At 42.6% G+C, this 24088-nt stretch carries 19 protein-coding genes; 9 read left to right on the top strand and 10 right to left on the bottom strand.

Features of this window, described 5'->3' with window-relative positions:
- Positions 1-105: 105 nt before the first annotated feature.
- Positions 106-2541, bottom strand: a complete 2436-nt coding sequence (locus tag HKI82_RS11115) for an ABC transporter permease (protein WP_171138038.1) — start codon at positions 2539-2541, stop codon at positions 106-108.
- A complete protein-coding gene (locus HKI82_RS11110; RefSeq protein ID WP_171138037.1) occupies positions 2538-3215 on the bottom strand; it encodes an ABC transporter ATP-binding protein in 678 nt (225 codons plus the stop codon). The genes HKI82_RS11115 and HKI82_RS11110 overlap by 4 nt, the downstream gene beginning before the upstream one ends.
- Here HKI82_RS11110 and tesA point away from each other — a divergent pair.
- The 3 genes from tesA to HKI82_RS11095 all read left to right on the top strand — a co-directional run bounded on the left by tesA (position 3214) and on the right by HKI82_RS11095 (position 6983).
- Positions 3214-3813 carry a multifunctional acyl-CoA thioesterase I/protease I/lysophospholipase L1 gene (gene tesA / locus HKI82_RS11105; protein WP_102941301.1) on the top strand — a complete coding sequence of 200 codons (600 nt, stop codon included), beginning with the start codon at positions 3214-3216 and terminating at the stop codon, positions 3811-3813. The two genes, HKI82_RS11110 and tesA, sit on opposite strands and share 2 nt — an antisense overlap.
- A gap of 111 nt (positions 3814-3924) precedes the next feature.
- Entirely contained in the window at positions 3925-5130 is a 1206-nt protein-coding gene (gene fabV / locus HKI82_RS11100; protein WP_171138036.1) for an enoyl-ACP reductase FabV, read from the top strand.
- Between the two features lie 203 nt (positions 5131-5333).
- On the top strand, positions 5334-6983 hold the full coding sequence (locus HKI82_RS11095) for an ABC-ATPase domain-containing protein (RefSeq protein WP_171138167.1): 1650 nt from the start codon (positions 5334-5336) through the stop codon (positions 6981-6983).
- 59 nt (positions 6984-7042) lie between these two features.
- Here the strand turns inward: HKI82_RS11095 and HKI82_RS11090 are convergent, their stop codons facing one another.
- Positions 7043-7663, bottom strand: coding sequence for a DNA-J related domain-containing protein (locus HKI82_RS11090; protein ID WP_102941298.1), 621 nt, complete (start codon positions 7661-7663; stop codon positions 7043-7045).
- A gap of 236 nt (positions 7664-7899) precedes the next feature.
- Here HKI82_RS11090 and HKI82_RS11085 point away from each other — a divergent pair, with 236 nt between their 5' ends.
- Positions 7900-8505 carry a DUF2238 domain-containing protein gene (locus HKI82_RS11085; RefSeq protein WP_102941297.1) on the top strand — a complete coding sequence of 202 codons (606 nt, stop codon included), beginning with the start codon at positions 7900-7902 and terminating at the stop codon, positions 8503-8505.
- Here HKI82_RS11085 and cutA read toward each other — a convergent pair.
- The 3 genes from cutA to HKI82_RS11070 all read right to left on the bottom strand — a co-directional run bounded on the left by cutA (position 8502) and on the right by HKI82_RS11070 (position 10590).
- Positions 8502-8819, bottom strand: coding sequence for a divalent-cation tolerance protein CutA (gene cutA, locus HKI82_RS11080; RefSeq protein WP_102941296.1), 318 nt, complete (start codon positions 8817-8819; stop codon positions 8502-8504). The two genes, HKI82_RS11085 and cutA, sit on opposite strands and share 4 nt — an antisense overlap.
- 450 nt (positions 8820-9269) lie before the next feature.
- Positions 9270-9926 (bottom strand): HAD family hydrolase, encoded by a 657-nt coding sequence (locus HKI82_RS11075; RefSeq protein ID WP_102941294.1) that lies wholly within the window; start codon positions 9924-9926, stop codon positions 9270-9272.
- Positions 9927-10083: 157 nt separating this feature from the next.
- A complete protein-coding gene (locus tag HKI82_RS11070; protein WP_102941293.1) occupies positions 10084-10590 on the bottom strand; it encodes a hypothetical protein in 507 nt (168 codons plus the stop codon).
- Between the two features lie 208 nt (positions 10591-10798).
- Between HKI82_RS11070 and HKI82_RS11065 the strand changes: the two genes are divergently transcribed.
- The 3 genes from HKI82_RS11065 to HKI82_RS11055 all read left to right on the top strand — a co-directional run bounded on the left by HKI82_RS11065 (position 10799) and on the right by HKI82_RS11055 (position 14740).
- Complete coding sequence (locus tag HKI82_RS11065) at positions 10799-11281, top strand: CreA family protein (protein ID WP_171138035.1); 483 nt, start codon at positions 10799-10801, stop codon at positions 11279-11281.
- Positions 11282-11396: 115 nt separating this feature from the next.
- A complete protein-coding gene (locus HKI82_RS11060) occupies positions 11397-12701 on the top strand; it encodes an inosine/guanosine kinase (protein WP_102941291.1) in 1305 nt (434 codons plus the stop codon).
- Positions 12702-13000: 299 nt separating this feature from the next.
- A complete protein-coding gene (locus HKI82_RS11055; RefSeq protein WP_171138034.1) occupies positions 13001-14740 on the top strand; it encodes a GGDEF domain-containing phosphodiesterase in 1740 nt (579 codons plus the stop codon).
- Between the two features lie 11 nt (positions 14741-14751).
- Here the strand turns inward: HKI82_RS11055 and HKI82_RS11050 are convergent, their stop codons facing one another.
- The 4 genes from HKI82_RS11050 to HKI82_RS11035 form a co-directional block, all read right to left on the bottom strand.
- Positions 14752-16716 (bottom strand): LTA synthase family protein, encoded by a 1965-nt coding sequence (locus tag HKI82_RS11050; RefSeq protein ID WP_171138033.1) that lies wholly within the window; start codon positions 16714-16716, stop codon positions 14752-14754.
- 222 nt (positions 16717-16938) lie between these two features.
- Positions 16939-17955, bottom strand: a complete 1017-nt coding sequence (locus HKI82_RS11045) for a S1 family peptidase (RefSeq protein WP_102941289.1) — start codon at positions 17953-17955, stop codon at positions 16939-16941.
- A 117-nt stretch (positions 17956-18072) separates the two neighbouring features.
- The gene (gcvT, locus tag HKI82_RS11040) at positions 18073-19206 is read right to left on the bottom strand and encodes a glycine cleavage system aminomethyltransferase GcvT (protein ID WP_171138032.1); all 1134 of its coding nucleotides are present in this window, start codon (positions 19204-19206) and stop codon (positions 18073-18075) included.
- Positions 19207-19496: 290 nt separating this feature from the next.
- Positions 19497-20120 carry a helix-turn-helix domain-containing protein gene (locus HKI82_RS11035; RefSeq protein WP_171138031.1) on the bottom strand — a complete coding sequence of 208 codons (624 nt, stop codon included), beginning with the start codon at positions 20118-20120 and terminating at the stop codon, positions 19497-19499.
- Positions 20121-20704: 584 nt separating this feature from the next.
- Here HKI82_RS11035 and gcvH point away from each other — a divergent pair.
- Positions 20705-21085 (top strand): glycine cleavage system protein GcvH, encoded by a 381-nt coding sequence (gene gcvH, locus HKI82_RS11030; protein WP_042487376.1) that lies wholly within the window; start codon positions 20705-20707, stop codon positions 21083-21085.
- A 90-nt stretch (positions 21086-21175) separates the two neighbouring features.
- Positions 21176-24037, top strand: a complete 2862-nt coding sequence (gene gcvP, locus HKI82_RS11025; protein WP_171138030.1) for an aminomethyl-transferring glycine dehydrogenase — start codon at positions 21176-21178, stop codon at positions 24035-24037.
- Positions 24038-24088: the final 51 nt, after the last annotated feature.

Raw genomic sequence — 24088 nt, 5'->3', positions numbered from 1 at the left:
GGTTCTACGGGGCTGAGGCAGAAATACACTGCATCAGAGCTCTTAGTTATCCCAGCATTTATCCACCGTTTTTGTGGATAACTCTCGCACTTACTCAAGGAATCACTAATTAAATGCTTTATTTATAGGAACTAACAAACGCTTAATTAAACTATTCACAACCGCAGCTAATGTGCAAAAAGTGACGATTGGCAGCACCAGCCACATGTTCAGATGTAGCGAAGCTGACAAGTCAAAACCGAACTTCATAACACTCGCTACGACCACATCTGCGCTTAAAGCAGCAACGATACCTGCAACCAAAGCCATAAGCCCAAACTCTGACCAAATAGTCTGAGTGACTCGACGACGGCTCGCGCCTAAAGTTCTATACAGCCTTATCTCTTGTTGACGCTGGCTCAGACTTAAGCGTAATAACGTAAAAATCAGGAGTATACCAGCCACTACGCCCATCAAAGCAAGTACTGTTATCGACCAGACAATTTGTGTCAGCAGATCTTGGATTTTCGCTCCCATTGCTCGGATATCCATCAAACTCACTGTAGGGTGATTGCGTGACAGTTCTGTAAGTAGCCCATCATGCTGCTGTTCTATTCGAAAGCTAACCAACCAAGAGCTAGGAATGTCCTGTAATAAATCCGGTGTAAAAATGAAGTAGAAGTTAGGCTTCATAGCACGCCATTCCACATGACGAATAGTATTTACCGTCGCTTCGATAGGTTGGCTGTTGATAGAGAATGTCAGTTTATCCCCAATTTTAAGGCCGAGGTCTTCAGCGACATCTTGCTCAACTGACACCCCTTTACTTTGCGTCCACTCACCAGCAATCAAATCGTTATAGGTTGGTAGGCTATCACCCCAAGTAAAGTTAAGTTCACGCCTTAACGCATCGCTGCTCCCTTCCCCTTGTGCATAAGTTTTCGCTTCAACACCGTTAATTTCAGTTAATCTTCCACGAATGATCGGATAAGCATCCGAACGTTCAATTCCAGCTTTGTCTATGGTTTCCAAATACGCATCTTTTTCATAAGTGGCAATATTGAAAGCAAAGGCATTCGCCGCATTAGCTGGCAATGTTTTTTGCCAGTCAGACAACAAATCTGTTCGAACCAACCACATTACAGCCAATAACATCAACGAAAGTGACAATGCACCAAATTGAATGCCAGTAGCCACAGAGGAACGATTGATTCGGCTAAGGGCCAGCTTCATTGCAGTATTAAGCGGTAACTTTGCCAAAGAACGTGTCACCACAACGCTGATTAAAGCAAGAATCAAAAACAGCACCGTTATTCCTGCAAGTACTATCCAAACCAACTTGTTTTGCCAATAGAAAGCAAGCATGGGTAGTAAAGGCACAAGCGCAAGAGCGATATTCCATCTCATTCGGTTCTGCTTTTGAGTGTTCTGCATAACACTGGCTGCATTTACATTAAGTAGATGCCCAAGCGGGATACCTAAAGCAGGTACGGCAATTAACACACTTGAGGTCAGCGCCACAAGCGCAGGTTTATAACCATAACTTGGAAGCGGCGTAGGCAGCAGGTCGACCAACGGCACGCGCAACAGATATTCCAGCCCCATTCCTATGACAATGCCACTCACGGCGGCAAAACCAAGTAGTAACGCCACTTGAATGGCTAACCAACGTCCTACCCATTGCTTACTGGCACCCAAGCTTTTAAGCATTGCGATCGTGCGCTGACGAGTAGAAACATAATGCTGGCAGGTCAAAACCAAAGTGGTAGCTGCCATGATGATCACGATAGCCACAGTCAAAGACAGATATTGCTGAGTTCTTTCAAACACTTCATTGGTTCTGCTGCCGCTATCTTGATCTCTCCATCGCTCACTTGGGGACAAAGTTACTGCTTTTTTCAGTTGTTCAATGACAGGCTCTTCAGCATTAATGAAGAGCTGGTACTGAACTCTACTGCCGATTTGGATAGCACCGGTGCGCTCAACATCTGATAAGTGAATAAAAACGGACGGCATTTGCTGAAATGGGTTGAAGCTTAAACCGGGTTCTTGAACAACTCTGCCCGATACGACAAAATCAGCATCACCAATAGTGACACTGTCACCTATATTTACATTCAGTTCGTTGAAAATTCGTTCGTCCAGCCATAACTCATTTGGCTGGATCTGATGCTTGATGGTTTTCCCATCCGACAATTCCATCTCTCCACGCAATGGATATTGGCTGTCTACGGCTTTAACCGTGACTAACTTCATACCATTGTCACTGAACGCCATGGTGGAAAAACGAGTCATGGTGGAGGTGGTTAAGTTTTTTTCATTGGTCAATTGCAGCAACGTTGAAGGCAAAGGATTTGCCGAAACAAACACACTGTCTGCCGTCAATGCATCTTTGCCCTGCTTAACAACCACCTGCTCCATACGGTCAGCCAATGCTGTTAAAGCAAACACACAGGCAATGATGAGAGTTAGAGCTAAGGAAATCGGCCACAGTTGGCCGTGGCGAATCTCGCTAAAGCTCCATCGAAACAGACGTTTGTTTAAAGATGGGGCAACATTCATACTCGCTCCTCCAACATACCTGCCGTCATGTGAAAGCGTCTTTGGCATCTTGCAGCAAGAACAGGGTCATGAGTGACAAGAACCAATGTTGTTCCATGTTGCGAGTTCAGCTCAAAAAGTAAATCGATAACCTTCGCTGCGGTTTCCTGATCTAGGTTGCCTGTCGGTTCATCTGCAAATAACACTTGTGGGCTGATCATAAACGCACGCGCCAGAGCAACTCGCTGCTGCTCACCACCCGAAAGCTGACTTGGCGAGTGATGAATACGATGATCTAACCCCACAGATTTTAATAACGCTTCTGCCCGCTGTTTATCTTCGGCTTCGCCCTTTAACAAACATGGCAAAGTGACATTTTCTAATGCAGATAAGCTTGGAATGAGCAAAAAGCTTTGGAACACAAACCCTACCGATTGACTGCGAATCGCGGCTCTCGCTTCATCATCAAGCTCTGTCAGTGATTTCCCCAACAGATGAACTTCTCCGCTGGTCGGCGTGTCCAATCCTGCAAGCAGTGTCATCAAGGTGGATTTACCTGCACCAGAAGTGCCGACGATGGCCACACTTTCGCCCTGGCGAATATCAAGATTCACCTCTTTGAGGATTGTTAATTGCTCCTGATTGGTGGAGACTACTTTAGATAAAGATTGAGCTGAAATAACGGATGATTGCATGACTAGACTACTTTCCTTGCTTCTTGTTGTATTTTTCTCGACCAACGCTAGTAGTAACACACTCTTAGTGTTGGGTGATAGTTTGAGCGCCGGCTATAACATGTCTATAGAACAAGCTTGGCCTAATTTGCTTGGTGATGCTTTAAAAAACAAAGGTAAATCTGTAACAGTAATTAACGGAAGTATCTCGGGTGATACGACAGGCAACGGCCTTTCACGCTTACCTTCTTTGTTAAAACAACACAATCCTGACTCCGTTTTAATTGAACTTGGTGCTAATGATGGTCTACGTGGATTTCCTCCACAACTGGTTGAAAACAACCTGAAAACGATGATCGACACCATACAAGCACAAAATAGCCAAGTCATTCTGATGCAAATTCGCATTCCGCCAAATTACGGTAAACGTTATAGCGAAGCGTTTTCACAACTTTATCCAACCATCGCCAGTGAAAAATCGGTTCCTCTCATTCCCTTTTTCCTAGAACAGGTCATTGTCAAACCAGAATGGATGATGCAGGACGGGCTTCATCCAAAACCTGATGCTCAACCTTGGATAGCAGATTTTATGGCAGAACAGTTAGAACCTTTGCTTTAAAGCATTTCCTACATTATGACTAAAAATATGTAGGTCTGTTGCCTCAGCTCAATAAACTTTACTTAGCTTTACGATATTGTTACTGCCCCCTAGCACCAAAAGGTACTAATAATGCTCATAGAACCCGTAATACAAGGTGTGGTTGCACGTACCGCACACCCTTTCGGTTGCGAACAAGCCATTTTAAAACAAATTCAATACGTTAAATCAGCAAAACCAATTGAACACGGTCCCAAACGTGTTTTGATTCTTGGCTCATCATCAGGCTTTGGGTTAGCTGCACGTATCGCATTAACATTCGGCGGAGCAAACGCAGATACTATCGGCGTGTCTATGGAACGAGGTCCATCTGAAAAAGGTGTAGGCAGCGCTGGTTACTACAACAACCATTTCTTTAAAAAGCACGCAGAACAAAATGGCAATGTAGCCGTCAATATTGATGGTGATGTGTTCTCAAAAGAAATTAGAGAACAAGTGATCGAAGCAATCGAAACGTATTTCGAAGGTGAAGTCGACCTAGTAATCTACAGTATCGCCAGTGGTATGCGCCGAAAAGGCGACAGTGATGAGTTCTGGCGTTCCGCCATCAAACCGATTGGTGATGCAGTATCAGGCTCCACCATCATTCTGGAAAACGACAGCTGGGTAAATAGCACGCTTGAACCTGCAACCGACGAAGAAATCACCAGCACTATCAAAGTAATGGGCGGTGAAGATTGGGAAAACTGGATTGATACTTTGATCAACTCGGACTCTATCGCTGACGGCTGTAAAACCGTAGCTTTCTCATACATTGGTCCGGAAATCACTCACCCTATCTATCTTGATGGTACCTTGGGTTATGCAAAAGTGGATTTGCACCAAACCAGTCACTCTCTTAATTTGAAGTTAGCGAATTACAATGGTGGCGCTTACGCTTCGGTTTGTAAGGCGTTAGTCACAAAAGCGAGTGTCTTTATTCCAGGCTTGAGCCCATACATCTTAGCGCTTTACCGAGTGATGAAAGAGAAAGGCACCCATGAAGGCTGTATTGAACAGATGCAACGATTATTCAGTGAAAAACTGTATCTGGGAGAGAATGTCACCACGCCAGTTGATAACGAACGTTTGATCCGCATGGATGACCTGGAACTTAGCCAAGATACTCAGGAAAAAGTATTGGCGATTCTTGGCGAAATGAATGCCGATAACTTTAAACAACTGGGCGATTACCAAGGATTCAAACAAGAGTTTCTTAATCTCAATGGGTTTGGTTTTGAAAATATCGACTACTCAAAGGATGTCGACTTAAAGTCATTCTTAGCGCAAGAAGATTAATGAATTCAACCGTTGGTGGGAATCCGATCACTTGTCTGGAACCCGCCTCTTTGTTGACAAATACCCTACTACCACTAAAACTGTACTCCTAAATAGAGTACAGTTTTTGTTTATCCCACAAGGATTAAGCAACACATGGCTTTACTCCCTTGATAGGGCTACCTATAATCGCCCCCCTTTTCATTATTCCAAGAGCAGTCGTGATGGATGTATTAACAGCAAAACTGAAAAAACTCGAAAAACAGAATTATCGCGCATATCAGCAAATCAAAGGCGAATATGATTTCGGCGACTACAATCTGTTCATCGATTATGTTCAGTCAGATCCGTTCGCGTCAGCTTCGCGCTTGCGTGCGACAAGAGCATGGTCACTCACTGGCTTAGCATGGTTGAAAGATAAGTCTGCGGCTTATCAAATGGCTGCCAGAGACTTTATCGCTCGCTCATTCGCAGAATTCGCCAAGCAAGAAAACTCCGTAACTATCCATATCACCGGCCAAACCGTAATGGATAGTACCGCCGTATTATTTACTGAACACGGCATTGAGTTGCGTTTCCGTATGTCTCTGCCTGCTGAAGGGCGTGACATTCTCGCGAAGAAGGCACTCAACACGCTTACATTTCATATGCCTAAATTCATTCGCAAAGCAACCAATGCTCGTGAATTGGATATTGAAGCGCTGACTCATCACTGTGAAACCATCGAAGACCAAGAAGCATTGCGTTCTCAACTTGATGAGAAAAACTTGGTCGCCTTTGTTGCAAACGGAAGTGTGCTGCCACGTATAGCTGGTAACTGCGACCTTCCAATGAAAGATGCTGTTGCATTCCAGTCTCCAAAAGAGTTGGAGACCATTTTGCTGGCACCGAATAAAGGTGAAGTACACGGAATGGGCATTCCAAAAGGTATTACTTTGATTGTCGGCGGCGGTTTTCACGGTAAATCGACCCTGCTTACGGCAATAGAACGTTCAATCTACAACCATATTCCGGGTGATGGACGTGAAGGTATTGTCGCTGATGTCAACGCCATGAAAATTCGCGCTGAAGACGGTCGCTGCGTCCACAACCTTAATCTTTCGAACTATATCAACCATTTGCCTCTAGGCCGAGATACTCGTGACTTTAGTACTCAAGATGCCTCTGGCTCTACATCACAAGCGGCTTGGCTTCAAGAGTCAATAGAAGCTGGCGCCAGCACTTTGCTGATTGATGAAGACACCTCGGCAACCAACTTCATGATACGTGACGAACGTATGCAAGCATTGGTAAGTAAAGGTGATGAACCGATCACTCCGTTAGTCGATCGCATTGGTCAACTGCGTGATGAAATGGGAATTTCCAGCTTAGTTGTTATGGGTGGTTCTGGAGATTACCTTGATGTGGCTGACACTGTGATTCAAATGCATGATTTCCAGCCGAATGACGTGACTGAAAAAGCACAGCAAGTGATTGCGCTTCACCCTACTGAACGTAAAAACGAATGTGAAACGCCTTTGGAAAACATTGCACCTCGTTCTCTAAACTGCATGGCATTACAAACCATACTGGCGGAAGGCAAATTCCGAGTATCAGCAAAAGGCACAGATTCACTTCGCTTTGGCAAAGAGTTTGCTGACTTAAGCGCTCTTGAGCAGATAGAGTCTCCTTCTGAAGTTAATGCTATCGGTTGGCTTTGGTTCCAGCTCGCACAGATGCCAGGTTGGTCGAAAAACCCAGCTAAAGATTTCGAAGCCTTTCTTAACGACAACTGGCACGAGAACATGCCAAACCATGGCGATTTGGCGAAACCTCGCATACTGGATGCGATGGCAGCACTGAACCGTATGCGCAAAGCTAAGTTCAAGAATTAAGAGTTATCGAAACGAAAAAACAGCGCAAATTTGCGCTGTTTTTTTCTGGTCAAAGATTTTTATGCCTCTTGGCGCAGAATGTTCCAAGCCTCACATAAGATCCTAAATTTTTCCGCATTGCCGTTATCTCTGTCCGGATGCCATCTTAACGCGAGTTTTCGCCAAGTTTTGCGGATTTCAAAGTGTGTAGCATCATCGTGGAGTTCGAATAAGCGTAAGGCTTGTTGTCTATTTAAGTCTTTGCTACTGCCACCAACAAACTTACGATAGCGAGTCCAAAACTCATTGAGAAGGCGTTTAACTTCCCCTTCGCTCGCTTCATAGTGCTCCCACTGTGAATAGTATTCGCGCAAAGGATCTTCAACATCAATTACGTGGGAGGCATTGCGAAACATCGGCATCAGAATAATATCCATAGCCTCAACTTGGAGCCATTGCTTCGGATAAAGAGTCTCTTGTAGTTGGTATAGCGCATTCATGATAAGAAAATTGCGTTTGAACAAATCTTTTTCTGGAGCTTCATCCAGTGTCGGCATCAGTTCCAACTCACCCAAATGCGCGGCAAGCGTATGAACTTTCCAACCGGACGGCTGCCGTTTCAACACTTCCAAAATTGGCCACAATAAAGGATTCTCAACATAGTTGCGAAACGTTGTGGACACTTGCTGTGCTTCAGTCATATAGTTTCTCTCAATTTTCCCTTCTTTTATTCAAAGCCATGAGCAGCTTTTTGTCGAGTAAGAATAGGACGAAACTATTAACGCTTTGACCTTTATTCAATTTTTCATCTCTAGAATACGAGTAATTCCTAATTACTTCTAAGATTAATCTACTCGATTTTTAACACAACTTAATTGAACACTGTTTCAAATAGTGTAAACATGCTTTAGAAAATTGAGTAAAGGATATTTGAACTATGACAGTACCAAGAAGCCTGACGATCCTGAGTCTGGCATATACAGCCGTGTTTATTTTTTCCGCCATCTCTCCCGCATCACGAGCAGTATGGGTTGCCGAAATTGTACCTGCACTACTTATTCTTGCGATTGTGTGGCTGGTTTCAATGAAGCAGAGATTAAGTACAACTTCTTATGCTCTCTTTTTCATCTGGCTGACTCTTCATACGATTGGCGCTAAATATACCTTCTCAGAAGTGCCCTTTGATTGGTTCAACACCCTCATTGGTTCAGAGCGCAATAACTTCGACCGTGTCGCACACTTTTCCATAGGCTTGTATGCATACCCAATTGCCGAACTGCTTATACGAAACAAACTGGCTAAGCCATTATTTGCCAGCAGCTACGCTCTGTTTTGCATTATGAGTATCGCTGCATGCTACGAAATTGTTGAATGGTGGTATGCGGATTTGGCTGGCGGAGACGAAGGTATCGCATTCTTAGGTTCTCAAGGTGATATCTGGGATGCCCAAAAAGACATGCTGTGCGATACCCTAGGCGCATTAGCCTCGTTGTTGTTACTCGCAGTGCAGATTCGAATTAATCCCAATCGATTAAATGCCTAATTGGTATTGGCTTCGATCCATTGCAAGTAAGGGTTGAAGCCATCAGTAATAGGTACCTGAACAATTTGTGGAACTTCATAGTTATGAAGTTGTTCAATCGCTTCCGTGACTTGTTCAAACAGTTTGGATTGGGTTTTTATCACTAGAAGGATCTCTTCGTCGTTACAAACTTCTCCTTCCCAAATGTAGTGACTATTGATAGGCAGTGTTTGAACACAAGCAGCCAGTTGATTTGATAGTAGGTATCGAATCAATTGCTGTGTTACGTCTTGACTGTTTGTTGTGGTTAAAACGATACAGAATTTATCATCCATTTCTTCGACCCCACTTATGTTTTTCCTCTCATGCATATTTTAAGTTTCTATCAAAATCACTGAGTTCGTTAATTGAGGTTTAGAATTCAACAAACTCAATTCATGGATTTATGAAATGAATCTCAAAAAATGAAAGAATAATGTAATTATAACAATCACCGACCGACATTCCGTTTATTCTGAACATAAAAGCAGCAATAGCTAAAACTAAATAATAAAAACAATTTGAAGAGAATGTGTGATGAAAATGATTGAGTGTTGTCCGCTTTGTCAAAGCGATGAATATTTGCTCTCTGAGAGCGGTGAAAAATTTCTTTGCGGCAAGTGTGGTTTTCACACAGAAGAATTGAGTAACATTAAACCGACGATACTAGCAGCCAACCTAGTGTTAACCCCGTACATCCATGTGCCGGAGAATACACTTCATTAATCGAAATCGAATATCACGACTTAAATTAAATACAGAGTTAGCTGTTCTAAACTCTCTAGTACTGTAACTTTGGGGTGAGACACTCTATTTTGCCAAGTTAAAGGCGTGATTTGAAAGGTGGTGACGCCAGCGTTAAGACCTGCTTTCACGCCCTTATGGGTATCATCAACATAAACGCATTCATCTAACATAAAGCCCATGTTCATGGCGCAATAGCGGATCAAATCCGGTTCTGGTTTCCAACTATTTGCTTCGAATGCAGAAAATATTTTTCCTTGAAAATAGTTGTATAAACCTGCCGATTTTAGAATCGATTCAATACGGTCTTTGGGCGCGTTCGATGTAACGCAAAATTCAGTCTCTGTTTCTCTAAGCCAATCTAATAATTCAATTGCACCGCGCATTGGCGTGAGTTTCTTCAAGAACAGAGGTTCCAACACTTCACGATATCGCTGTTCTAACACATCAATATCTGCAGTTTTCTCTGCAAGTTGTAAAGTGGAATGCATAATGTCGGCAATTTTGCCACCTTCAAAGTTATCAATAATATCTTCGATAGATAGCTCTGCCCCAATTTCATTAAAGACTTGTACAAGGGCTTCACAACACAAGCGTTCACTGTCGACCAATGTACCTTCACAATCGAAAATAACGCAGTTCGTTTTTTTGCCAACCATAATATTTCTCCTTTCTATGCAGTTTAATTACAAACTAAATAGGAAAAATGATTCAGTTAACAATTTGATATCTGCTTACACAGCAATGTCGATATTTTGTAGCACCGTCACTGTTTAAAACAATCCGGAATTTTCTGACTCAATTTGCCGCCAAATATTAGAGTTCGATATAGAAAGAGCCTGAAAATTCGTTACTTTTTAGCCACTTTTGCGTTGCTGCCAGAGCGAATTGCTCATCAGAACTATAGGAAAGGTCTTTTACAACGATATCTGAAACCAAAAGTTCATTTTCAGATTGCGTAATTAAAGCAGCAGCCACGGGTTCAGATTGCTTAAATCCGACATAAAGATAGCAAGGCTCAGAGAAGATAATTTGGGTGAAAAACTCCAACAGATAATTTTTTTCTTGTTCGTCACGTCCTCGCGATGCTTGAAGTAATGAGAACATCACCGTCAAACGATGAAAATCAACCAGATATATTTCATCCAAATTGATGTCCGTTTCTTGCGCACCTTGGATCAACGGAGTCACAGTACTCTCTTCACAGAGAGACTGATAAATGGCTCTGCCTTTTAAACTTTCAGGCGTTGGAAACTCAACCTCAACTTGATCAAACAGCCACTGATTTTTCACTTTAACGACGTTTGGATAGGAATCTGTCATGAAATTTTCTTCTATTGAGGTGCTTACGCTAAAACCACATTTAGCTGCAATGAATAAGCGAAGGATACTTAGGTAGACTCAATCCCACAAGTCTTGATATCTCATCTGCACATCTTTCTTTATTTACAGTCAGATATTTGCTTCTGCATCTATTTGCAACTTGGGTTATGATGAGTTCAATTTTATATACGGCACGATAGGACAAGCAATGAAAAAGTTACTTTTGATGGTAGGACTGTCTACCCTACTAATCGGATGTTCAGATAACGAAGTTGGTGATGTTTCCCTAGGCGTATTTACCATGAAGGACATTAAGATTGCGTCACTTCACGATGACAAAATACAGGGGGTGGCTTGCCATATAGCCTCTATAGAAGCGAACTTGAGCCTTTCTGACCCGAGTGACAGTTCAATCTCGTGCCGACAAACGGGCGACATCACACCAGAAATGATTGCAGCTATCGATAAGAGTAAATCTGGCGAAGTGGTGTTCAAACAGTCAAAGAGTATTTTCTTTAAAACCATGAAAGTCAGACGTATTTTTGATCCAGAAAATCAAACACTGCTTTATTTGTCCTATACAACCAAGGAAACGGACGGTAGTTTTAAACACAGCCTGTCCACTGTTCCACTTTGGGGCACAAAAGCCTATAACGCTTTTCCAGACAATCAAACCACCACTCAACAATGAGTCAGATGCACGGAAAGTGGCATTCACAAAAACCATTTTCCGTGTAAGAAAATGAAAATATAAAAATATATTTGTGATATTATGCACGAAATATTTCTTTCACCTAACAGTCAAGATGAAGTTTCCCGGACAGCGTAAATCTAAGCACTACTTTCCGACACATGCTCGAGATCCATTACTTAACCACATTCAACAAGCACCGAAGCTACATCGTCCAACCATAGTCGGTGTGGGTCAGACAATTGTTGATATCGAAGCTCGAGTCGATAACGACTTCCTAGCCAAATACAATTTAAGTAAAGGTCATTCTCTTGTCCTAGAAGAGGCCAAAGCAGATGCCTTATACAGGGAGCTGGTTGAGCTGAATCTCATCACCCATCAACATCCGGGTGACACTATTGGCAATACGCTACACAACTATTCCGTGCTGGCGGATAGCAAGTCTGTGCTTCTTGGTGTTATGTCCAAAAACATCGAAGTAGGTTCATTTGCCTATCGTTACTTATGCCGAACTTCTTCTCGCATGAACCTCAATCATCTTCAGACCGTTGATGGTCCTATAGGCCGTTGCTATACGTTAATCACCGATGATGGAGAGCGTACCTTTGCGATAAACGAAGGCCACATGAATAAGTTGCGTCCGGATAGCATTCCTGAGCAAGTATTCGAAAAAGCATCTGCATTGGTTGTTTCGTCTTATCTTATGCGTGGAAAGCCTGAAGACCCTATGCCTCAAGCGGTTCAGCGAGCGATTGAATTGGCCAAGGCAAACAACATTCCTGTAGTGTTAACTTTGGGCACCAAGTACGTCATTGAAGGTAACGAGAAATGGTGGCAAGAATTTCTTAAGGAAAACGTCACTGTCGTTGCGATGAATGAAGAAGAAGGTGAAGCGTTAACGGGACATAAAGATCCGCTTCTAGCTTCAGACGCTGCTCTTCAATGGGTCGATTTAGTTCTCTGTACCGCAGGACCAATCGGCTTGTTTATGGCGGGTTATACTGACGAATCCAGTAAACGTGAAACCGAATTGCCTCTACTTCCGGGTAACATTCCTGAATTTAATAAATACGAATTCAGCCGTGCTATGCGCAAAAATGACTGTGCAACTCCAGTTAAAATCTATTCGCATATCGGACCTTACCTCGGTGGCCCACTCGAAATAAAGAACACTAACGGTGCCGGTGACGGTGCTCTGTCTGCACTGTTGCATGATATGGCAGCCAATGCTTTCCATCTGATTAATGTGCCAAATTCCGTTAAGCACGATCAGCCATATCTGACTTATTCGTCTCTCTCTCAGGTATGTAAATACGCTAACCGTGTCAGCTATGAAGTATTGACTCAGCACTCCCCTCGTTTGTCTCGCTCGCTGCCTGAACGTGAAGACAGCTTAGAAGAAGCGTATTGGGAGCGTTAAACTCGTCTCTTAGAAAACAAAAATGCGGCATTTTGCCGCATTTTTGTAGGTTCATTGTTTTAAACATCAACGAGATGCACTATTACAAATGAGCCTTTTTGTTATTAAAGCTTGCGCTATAGCACGATTAACAACAATTACTATTATCAATAATTGAATCGTTATTCATTTAGATTTAAATTGAAAAATTGTTTAGGTTTAATGCTCTAAAGCTCTAGCAATACAGATGTTTTAGATTCATATTTCTTTCATCCATATTTCGCATTATGGTTAGCAGTTGTTAGAGTTGGTATGCGGTTATGTCGTTTAAGCAAGACAAGTTATCTGTTATAGAGAATGCTCTGGATGACACGTATTTGAAGCGTTTAGTTCACATTTTTGACGTATTTAAACACGGTGTTTTCTATATGGATGAACAGGGTTTAATGACTTTTTATAACCCTGAGTTTTATCATCAATTCGGATTTGAATCGAAGACCATCGAACTCTCAGACTGGTTTAACGTTGTTCACCCCTTAGATGCTACTTTGCTTGATAGCCGTATCGGACAACATATTGATGAAGGTGGGAATGTCGTTACCCAGTATCGTATAAGAAAAGCTAACGGACAGTACATATGGGTTGAAGGTGTCGCAACGACAAAAACCATATGTGGGCATACTTTTATGGTTGGAAGTCATCGTGATATATCCGATCAAAAGCTGATGGAATCCTATCTTCACCAAGCTGCGTTTTTTGATAATGCCACAGGTCTTTCAAACAGAACCAAACTGATTCACGACATTGAATCTCTCGCTAAAAAACCGCAAGTTAACGCTACGCTTATCTACATTCAGATTGACGACATCAAGTCTTACCTCAACCAATACGGCACAGATGTTTTTCAGCAGATTATCGAACACTTGACGGGTGCGTTACGTGTACTTCCTGATAATGATTGTGAGCACTATAGGGTACGTTCTGACGACTTTGCAGTATTGCTTTACGGTGACTACTCCACTGGAGAACTCCAACGGCTCTGCCAAAATATACTTAAGCATTATGCAGAGTCTACTCTTGAATATGGCAAGTTATATGGGGATAAAATTAGCATCGGTGTTTATCCTTACATAGACACGAACTTAACCGCGACTGAATGCCTAAGTATCGCTTCAAGAACCTGTCAGTTCGCTGGCGAAAATAACTGCTCTCGTATTGAGATCTATAACGGTAGAACTCAGCACAATGTTGACCGTTTCTTCTTTATTGAGAAAGAACTTAAAGAAGCAATCCACTCTCGTTCTTTGAGCGTTAAGTTCCAACCCATAATCAATGCAAGTGATGGGAAGGTTGCCAGTTTTGAAGCCTTAGTCAGGTGGCGCTCTAAAGGATACGGTGAAATATATCCCGATGAATTTATTCCTATTGCTGAAAAAAAAGGACTGATTAATGAGCTGGGGTATTTGGTTTTTTCTAAAGCCTGTAATTTCATCAGCCGCTATAACCAACTAAACAAAGCCAACATACGCGTCAACGTAAACGTCTCTGTGTTGCAACTTCTAGACACTAACTTCCCCTCGAACCTTTATACACTAGCTGTAGATTCTAACGTCGAACCAAAAAACATCGTTCTCGAACTAACAGAGACCGTCATGCTCGACGGGAACAAGAATGCACTAAACCAAATTTATATTCTAAGCAGTATGGGTTTTTCGTTGTCTCTTGATGACTTTGGATCCGGTTTCAGCTCAATACACAGCTTCTTAGGATTGCCGTTAAAACAAATTAAGATAGATAGAGTGATGACAACGAAGTCGATGACCAATGATGCTTACGAGCAGTACTTACAGTTTATTACTCAGTTATGCCGCTCAAAAGGGATTGATATTGTGTTTGAAGGGATTGAAGACCAAGCCATGTTCCAAAAATACAAAGACATGGGCGCATCTTATTTTCAAGGTTATTGGTTCTCTAAACCACTGTCTGTTGCCAGCGCAAGCCGTTATACCCTGCTTCGAAGTGATGTTATTCCTCAAGCAGCATCAAATACCACTGCTTGAGGAAATTCTTCTTACTGGCTCACATCGTAGCTTTTTTGAGCCGTATAGTAATTGTTGTCAAACGCCAAATTACCCCACATGGCGTTAGCGTGAGCTTTAATAACCGTCTCTTCACTAAGCGGGGCAGCAGTTAAAGAATCCTCACTAGGATTATAAGTATAAGTAGAGATCCCCTTCTCTGGTTGAATGACCACAACCTCATTATCTGCTGTCATCCAAGCAAAGTTTTTATCACGTTGCATCATTGCACGTTGTTTATCAACAGGGACTTCATGTGTCAAATCATGCCCTATCATAGGGTTCTGGCTGCTGATACCGGCTAATGACAGTAATGTCGGAACCAAATCAATTTGGCTCACCAAACGATCATCTACTTGCGGTTCAATACCGCCACCAAAGATCACCGCCGGAATTTTAAAGTGTCCAATTGGCACTGGAAGTGTTCCTGTCGCACGAGCATCATGATCTGCAATCACGGCAAAAACAGTGTTGGTCCAGTACTTAGATTTTTTCGCCTTTTCGACAAACTCACCTAAAGCATAATCCGCATACTTAACTGCATTTTCTACAGTTTGTTTTGGTTCATTGTAAGGCTCAATCACGCCATCTGGATATTCAAATGGACTGTGGTTTGAAGAGGTAAAAACTAAACTGAAAAATGGCTGATCTGTTTGTGCTAGCTGTGTAAATTGTTCATCAGCTTTAGCAAAGAGATCTTGATCCGAAGCTCCCCAAGAGCCAACAAACTTCGGAGAAGAAAATGTAGGGAAATCCTGCATATCGACAAAGCCATTCCCTAGGAAAAAGCTCTTCATATTGTCGAAATGACTTTCTCCACCATAGATAAATTGAGTGTGGTATTGGTTTGCTTTCAACAAATTAGCAATGGAAAAGAAGTTCGTCTGGCTCTTACCCAGTTTAACCACAGCTCTGGCTGGCGTCGGGGAAAAGCCTGTTGTTACCGCTTCTATACCTCGAACTGAGCGAGTACCTGTGGCATACATTCTTGTAAATGCCCAACCTTCTTGGATCAGTTTGTCTAAATTAGGAGAGGCGTCAATACCCCCCAAACTTTTAACGTAACGTGCCCCATGACTCTCCAATAAAAGAATCACAACATTCTTTCTTGGACCAGTATAAGACGCGACATGATTGGCGAGCGTTGGCTTTTGATTATCAGTGAAAGCTTCCGGATCAATATTCATCGAGTCTTTGATCTGCTCAACAATCAGTTGCTTATCCATTTTTGGATAAAACTCGAATGCGCTCGCTTCTGATCCCATTTGTTTAGCTGCAAATATTACGGAATAAGAGGAGTTTAACGTCAAGTCATTCACTAAAGGGTCAGCAGCAAATGCTACCATTGCTGGGTTTAATGGACGATGTCCAAGTGAAGAACGAGCACCCATCAAGCATATAGCAACCACAGCAACAGCAATAAATGGACGCCAGTACCAACGTGGGTATGTTAATGATTTAACAAGAGACGCTGACCATTTCCAACCAACAATAAGCGTTATGACACTTACAGCAAGCCCTAAAAATAGCTCAAGCTTGTAGCCGGACCAAAGCATGCCAAACACTTCTTTTGGATAAATCAGGTATTCAACAAACAATCGATTCGGTCGCAAGTCATATTCGATGATAAAAGGCGGTGTAGCAGCTTCCATGTAAACGACTAACCACAAGCCAGCCGTTATCCAAATCCTAAGAATCCAGTTCCACACACGACCAATAACGTGATCACCAGATAGAAATGAAGTTAATAACGCTGGAAGAATAAAAAGATAAGAGACAGACGCGAAATCAACACGCAACCCACTCAGTAGTATATCTCCCCACCCATTAACATCCGATACACGATCGAAATGCCATAAAGACAATCCTATGCGTGAAAGAGTAAACAATACAATCATCGCAACGGAAGCTGCTGCTAAGGGATAAATAGACCCTAATATTGATTTAATTTTATTCAAGAAATTCTCTTTATAGTTAATCAGTTATACAGACAATGGTATCAGTAGTTTAATAACTATTGTGCATGTAAAGACTATGTAAACAAGCTGGTAGCAGTAAACTATAGAACTAGATCCCAGTAATTAGAAAGTGGATGAATTGTGCATTACACGATGTGAAAAAAAAGTCGTCGTGCAGGGGTGACAACGACTTGAGGAATAGTTGAAAGGTAGCTGAGTATTTTATTGAGCGTTACGCCTTACTAACGCCAAAAGAGTCATAAACAATAGCGACATAAAACCAAATGCCCCTCCGCCAGAATCTCCTGAGCTAGAAGATTCTTGTCCAATACGGTCGACGTATGACTGCCTTTTAGTATCGGTCGCGATATATTTTGCTGTCTCGGTGCCCGCTAATACGCTGTCTATCCATGTTCGGTAGTCATAAACTTCTGTAAAAACTGAAGTCGCCCCAAACTTTGAGCTGGCATCCCCGCAAAATGTAGAAGGGCCAAAACTGGTTAATCCCACTTGAATGTAATTGCTACCGGAGTACCAATATAAAGGACCACCTGAATCACCTTGGCAAGTACTGGCTTCTAATCCGTTTGATGGGCTAACCACTCCCTCCATACATAGTTTGGTGTCTGTCATATTGCTGTAGTTACAAGAACTGTTATCCACATACGTCAAAGAGGCTTTCTGTAAAAAATCTTTATCATCCACACCAGTTTTGACATCACCATGCCCGACCGCATAAAAAGTCTCTGAAGCGTTACGGTAAGTAGTACCTGTCGAAGGTCTATTCGCATAATAACTAGAGTTGATAGTTGTAAGTGCTGATTCCAGTTGCAGTATTGCCAAATCATTATTCAACGTAGAACTGTTGTAGTCATCACGATAATAAATTTTTGCTACACGTTTCTTTTCAGTGATGTTGTTAGGAAAATAACTCTCATACTGTAAGTCTGGAACAACAGTAGTAAACAGAGAATACAAGTTGTTGTCCGGATCAGAGCTATAAACACAGTGAGCGGCAGTTAGAATGTGAGTGGAGTTTAAAATTGTTCCACCGCAATAACTCCCCTCATAATAGGTGTTGTTGTAATCGATCAAGTCTACAAATAAAGCCACGTAGGAAGGAAAAGTTGTGATGCTGGCATTAGTGCCATTCACAATATAAGCCTGATAATCTTCAGAAGCAGCTAAATGGCAACTCATTCCTATCAGGGAGGACAACAAAACAGCCTTTTTCTTCATAGTGGTAATCCATTACTTACATCTGTTACTGATAATTTTAGACGGCTAATGTAAATAAAAAAGAGCCGTAAGACTAGACTTACGACTCTTAGGACTAACCTATTTACTTAAATTCACTTAACCGCGGTAGTATCTTTGCGGTACAAACGGCATTTTTTCTACCAACATCGGGAGCATTTTGCCACGAACTTCTGCAAATAATTCCGTACCAACTGCTGAAAAGTCATTACGAACATAAGCCATAGAAACTGGTTTTTCCGCTGTTGGCCCCGCAGTACCACTTGTAACAACACCAATATGTTGACCATCTGCGTCAAACAACTCTGTACCTTCACGAACTGGCGCTTTCGTCTGACCAACCAAACCAACGCGTTTGCGAGCCACATCTTTAGTCGCGATCTGGTTGAGAATAATCTCAGCCCCTGGGAAGCCACCCTCGCGAGCACCGCCTGTGCGACGTACTGGTTGAATAGCCCATAGCAAGCTTGCTTCTACTGGTGTAGTGGTTGTATCTAAATCATGACCGTATAGACATAAGCCACACTCTAAACGTAAAGAGTCACGAGCACCTAGACCAATCCATTCCACTTCCTCAAATGAAGTTAGCTTACGAGCCAATTTTTGAGCTTGGTCAGCTGGAACTGAAATTTCATAGCCATCTTCACCAGTGTAACCACTGCGGCTAACGATACACTCAATACCATCGATGCTGACTTGCTGAATATCCATAAAAAGCATATCAGCTACTGCAGGTTGCAAACGCGATAGAACTTCAGCAGCTTTCGGACCTTGCAGTGCTAATAGCGCTCTGTCTTTGATCACTTCAAGTTCAACCCCTGAAGGTAAATGTGCATGCAGATGATCGATATCTTGTTCCTTACAAGCCGCATTAACAACGACAAACAAATGGTCGCCTAAATTAGCAACCATTAGGTCGTCTAAAATGCCACCTTCTTCATTAGTGAAAAATGCGTAACGCTGCTTACCTTGAGGCAAGTCCACGATATCCACTGGAACTAAAGTTTCTAGTGCTTGAGCTGCACCTTCACCATGCAGACGAAGCTGACCCATATGCGAAACATCAAACAGTCCCGCAGCCTCGCGGGTATGCAAGTGCTCTTTTTTTACGCCTAGTGAATACTGAACAGGCATATCATAGCCTGCGAAAGGAACCATCTTTGCACCAACTTCAATGTGCAAAGTATGTAAAGGAGTAACTAGAAGTTCCTGAGTCGCATGTTCTTGAGTCATTTTATTCTCCATTTTGCCAAGCTCTTACACGTAGAGTCAGCCATCTCAAAAAGCAAAAGTTCCATAAAGCGGAAACCATGTTTCCAATAGTAAACAAGAATGCGCCTGTTTTCTCTGATTAACAAGATTCAAACAGTGACAAAGATCTAAGTTAACAACTCAATCACATTCTCTTTAGGCAACAAAAACGCCGCATTGAGTCTTTAAACATCAATGCGGCGTATTTTTCTTCAATTTAAAACAAAATGCAAACGTTTGCCTTCACTATAGGAAACTTCTGGCTTTTGAGTCTATTTTGCTGTTACCCAGAGAATATGGGCATCAACTTCACTTAATGAAACCAGCATGTGCCCCATCGTGGCGTCATAATAAACGCTGTCACCCTCTTCCAAGCGAACAGGTTCATAAAACTCGCTATAGAACATAACCACCCCCTCGAGAATAAGAAGAAACTCCTCACCGTCATGGCGAACCCAGTCACTGTACTCTTCAAAAGCACGAGCTCGAACGCGACTTTTAAATGGCATCATTTTCTTATTTGATAACTGAGTAGCTAACAGTTCATGCTCATAGGTTTGCGTCGGATGGGGTTTACCCGCACTGTTTTTTGTAATATCTCTACGGCCTGTCGCTAAAATTTTCTTTGGCGGCTCAAACAGTTGCGGCATATCAATTTGCAAACCATGAGCTAACTTTTGCATTGCTTGAAAGGTTGGCGAAATCTGTTCGTTCTCTATTTTGCTCAGTGTCGAACGAGCCAAACCCGTTCGGTTACTTGCTTCTTCTAACGTGATTCCTAACTTTGTTCGGATATCTTTTATTCTCTGACCAAGTTTCAATGGTTCGATATTTTGTTCACTTGCTTCTTTGGCAAGTATCATTGATGGGTACTCATCATAAATGTCTTCTGACATGCTTTCCCTCTAATGAATAGCATTCCTGTATTTGAGAATCATTGTGGCACAAAGCTATTGATTCATTAAAGAGCACATCAGGAAATAAAGCGTGCTATGGCTAACAAAAACGCCACCAATGTTTCCTATAGGAAATTTTTCATTGATTGTTGTCACACCAAAGAGTATGTTACTGGCTTGTTAGCTATGCCAATAATGGTGGTATCGCTGAACCGGGTAAATTTAACATTTTTGCTTAATAAAATGCTTATCTATATCGACCGCGTTCACATTGTAATGCCTAACAACTAATTACAAACAATGAGCAAAGCCACTCACAGCCTTTAAAGCGAAGCACTAACAAATAAATCATCTCTTTTTGCACCAGAGATGCCTATCATTACTTTTGATGTGGATTTCACACATCAACACGAATAGATAGGGTTAAGCCGTTTAGAATTTGAAATCGTTGTTGATAAGGTCTATTTAAGAAGTCTGTCGACAACAAAACGTTTGATAATGCTTGAAGATTGAATGGAACCTTAATACTCAAGACTCCATTCAATCGGTAGTACAGTTTGGATACTTTTTTTGGAGAATTAGCAATGGACAATACACTGAAGTTTACAGAAAGCCATGAATGGGTTCGTGACAACGGTGATGGCACTGTAACTATCGGTATTTCTGAGCACGCTCAAGAGATGCTGGGTGATGTGGTTTTCGTTGAACTACCAGAAACAGATACAGAAATTGATGCTGGAGACAGCTTTTCACTTGTTGAATCTGTAAAAGCGGCTTCTGATATCTATGCACCAGTATCTGGTGTGGTAGTTGAAGTAAATGAAGAGCTACAAGATAGCCCTGAGCTTATCAACGAAGAGCCTTATGAAGGCGGCTGGATTGTGAAAGTAAAAATGTCCGATCCTGCAGAGCTAGACGACCTTAAAGATGCCGAAGAGTATCTGAGCTCAATCGAAGAAGACTAATTTATACAACAGGAAAGCTGTCCACTCGGGGCAGCTTTTTTTCAAAGCCACGCAAGCGAGTTGTCTCGTGGTTTAGAAGGTAAAGGGAAAATGACTGAACTACTTCATAGCCTAAGCACGCAAAATGAATTTGTTGCTCGACACAATGGTCCTAATCATAACGATCAAGCAAAAATGCTTGCGACCATCAAAGCTGAGAGCTTAAACGCACTTATCGCAGATACGGTTCCAGCAAGTATTCGCCTAGAATCTCCTCTTAATCTTGCTCCAGCAAAAAGCGAAGCTGACATGCTTGCTGCTATGCGTGTTTTCGCAGAGCAAAACCAAGTGAAAAGAACATTCATTGGTCAGGGTTACTACAACACTTTCACGCCAAACGTAATCTTACGTAACGTGCTTGAAAACCCAGGCTGGTACACCGCATATACACCATACCAACCAGAGATCTCTCAAGGTCGTTTAGAGTCTTTATTGAACTACCAACAAATGGTAATGGACCTAACGGGGATGGACATTGCCAACGCATCACTACTTGATGAAGCAACAGCGGCAGCTGAAGCAATGACTCTGTGTCAACGCGCAGGCAAGAGCAAGAGTAACAGCTTCTTTGTAGCGGATGACGTTCATCCACAAACTATCGAAGTGGTGAAGACTCGCGCAGAGTTCTTTGGTTTTGAAGTTATTATCGGCGCAATCGATTGCCTTGCTGAGCAAGATGTTTTCGGTGCGCTTCTTCAGTACCCAAGCACGACAGGTGAAGTTCGTGATTTAACCGACATCATCGAAAAAGCACACGCAAACAAAACGTTAGTTACGGTAGCGACCGATCTTTTGGCGAGCACCCTACTAAAACCAGCAGGTGAAATGGGCGCAGACGTAGTGATTGGTTCTGCTCAGCGCTTTGGCGTACCTATGGGTTACGGCGGTCCGCACGCTGCGTTTATGGCAACTCGCGAAGCTTACAAACGTACTATGCCAGGCCGTGTTATTGGTGTATCGATTGACAGCAAAGGCAACCAAGCTCTTCGTATGGCAATGCAGACTCGCGAACAACATATTCGTCGTGAGAAAGCGACTTCGAACATCTGTACAGCTCAGGCTCTGCTTGCAAACATGGCTTCTTTCTACGCGGTATACCATGGCGCAGAAGGTTTATTGAAGATTGCTCGTCGTACACATCATTTAACTGCAATTCTTGCCGCTGGTTTAACTAAATCAGGCTACGAGCTTGCACACAATAGCTTCTTCGACACGATTACTATCAATACTGGTAGCAACACTGAAGCAGTCTATCTAAAAGCACAACAAGCGGATATCAACTTACGCAAACTTCCAAATCAGCTTGGTATTAGCTTCGATGAAACTACAACACTTGCAGATATTGAAGCTTTATTTGCTATCTTCGACGTTAAAGAAGATATCTCTGAACTTTCAAACACAATCGCAAGTAATGAATACGCCGCTATTCCTGAGAACTGCCGTCGTACTTCTAAGTATTTAACTCACCCAGTGTTTAACACGCACCGTAGTGAAACGCAGATGATGCGTTACCTGAAGAAGCTTGAAAATAAAGACTTCTCTCTGACTCACGGTATGATCCCACTAGGCAGTTGTACCATGAAGCTTAACGCGGCTGCAGAGATGATCCCAGTGACATGGCCTGAGTTCGGAGCACTACACCCGTTTGCGCCAAAAGCACAAGCTGCTGGTTATACAGCTCTAGCGAATGATCTGAAAGAGAAACTATGTGAGATTACTGGCTACGATGCATTTTCTCTTCAGCCAAACTCTGGTGCTTCAGGCGAATATGCTGGCCTGCTCGCGATTCAACGTTACCACCAAAGCCGTGGAGAAGGTCATCGCAACGTATGTTTAATCCCAAGCTCTGCACATGGTACTAACCCAGCAACTGCATCAATGGTTTCATTGAAAGTGGTAGTGGTAAAATGTGCTGAGAACGGAAACATCGATCTAGGCGACCTTGCAGATAAGATTGAAAAACATAAAGACAATCTATCAAGCATTATGATCACTTACCCTTCTACGCACGGTGTTTACGAAGAGCAAGTACGTGAAGTCTGTGACATGGTACATGCAGCAGGCGGTCAGGTTTACCTAGACGGTGCAAACATGAACGCTCAGGTTGGCCTAACTTCTCCGGGCTTCATCGGCTCAGATGTTTCGCACCTGAACCTGCACAAAACGTTCTGTATTCCACACGGTGGTGGCGGTCCGGGTATGGGACCAATTGGCGTTAAGTCTCACTTAGCACCATTCCTTCCAGGTCATATCGAAGATGGCATTGAAGGCACCGACTATGCGGTTTCAGCAGCCGATATCGGCAGTGCATCTATTCTTCCTATTTCATGGGCATATATTGCAATGATGGGAACAGAAGGCCTAACTGATGCAACCAAAGTGGCTATTCTGAACGCTAACTATGTGATGGAACGCCTACGCCCACACTACCCTGTATTGTACCGTGGTAAAAATGGCCGCGTAGCCCATGAATGTATTATCGACATTCGCCCATTAAAAGAAGAAACAGGTATCAGCGAAGAAGACATTGCTAAGCGTTTAATGGACTACGGATTCCATGCACCAACTATGTCCTTTCCTGTTGCTGGCACATTAATGGTAGAGCCAACGGAATCTGAAGATTTAGCTGAACTAGACCGTTTCTGTGATGCAATGATCGCAATTCGTGAAGAAATCACCCAAGTTCATAACGGTGTTTGGCCACTGGAAAACAACCCATTGGTTAACGCTCCTCATACTCAAGTTGATCTATCAAGCACAGAGTGGGATCACCCATATTCACGTGAGATTGCTTGCTTCCCAAGTAAGCAAACGAAAGACTCAAAATACTGGCCAACAGTTAACCGAGTTGACAACGTCTATGGCGACCGTAACCTAATCTGTTCTTGCCCTAGTATTGAAAGCTACGAGTAGCGATTGAATCTGTTGATGACTATTAATTGTGTGACTAACTAAGTTACAGAG

This window comes from Vibrio plantisponsor, assembly GCF_013041605.1.
Taxonomy (GTDB): Bacteria; Pseudomonadota; Gammaproteobacteria; order Enterobacterales; family Vibrionaceae; genus Vibrio; species Vibrio plantisponsor.
This window is presented reverse-complemented; position numbering and strand designations above follow the sequence as displayed.